Origin of the sequence: Agromyces albus (assembly GCF_004134825.1) — a bacterium.
In the GTDB taxonomy this organism is placed as follows: domain Bacteria; phylum Actinomycetota; class Actinomycetes; order Actinomycetales; family Microbacteriaceae; genus Agromyces; species Agromyces albus.
This window is the reverse complement of sequence record NZ_SDPN01000111.1, coordinates 1-569: the sequence shown is the minus strand read 5'-3', so window position 1 is coordinate 569 and position 569 is coordinate 1. Positions and strand designations below refer to the sequence as shown.

Annotated in this window: 1 rRNA gene; it reads left to right on the top strand. The window is 49.9% G+C overall.

The window, feature by feature from the left end:
- Nucleotides 1-569: ribosomal RNA gene (locus ESP51_RS20440) — 23S ribosomal RNA — on the top strand; the annotation flags it as partial.

Here is a 569-nt window from a genome sequence, read left to right as displayed (position 1 = left end):
GGGAAACCCACTCCGTAAGGAGTATCCCTGACTGAATACATAGGTCAGTGGAAGCGAACCGGGTGAACTGAAACATCTCAGTAGCTCGAGGAAAAGAAATCAACCGAGATTCCGAAAGTAGTGGCGAGCGAAATCGGAAGAGCCTTCACGTTTTAGCATGCAAGATAGTCGAACGGAATGGAAAGTCCGGCCGTAGCAGGTGATAGCCCTGTAGACGAAATTTTGTGTGTGGAACTAAGCGTGAGAAAAGTAGGGCGGGACACGTGAAATCCTGTTTGAAGATGGGGGGACCATCCTCCAAGGCTAAATACTCGTGATCGACCGATAGTGAACCAGTACCGTGAGGGAAAGGCGAAAAGAACCCCGGAAGGGGAGTGAAATAGATCCTGAAACCGTATGCATACAAACAGTAGGAGCCTCCTTGTGGGGTGACTGCGTACCTTTTGTATAATGGGTCAGCGACTTACATTCAGTGGCAAGGTTAACCGAATAGGGAAGCCGTAGCGAAAGCGAGTCCGAATAGGGCGATTCAGTCGCTGGGTGTAGACCCGAAACCAGATGATCTATCC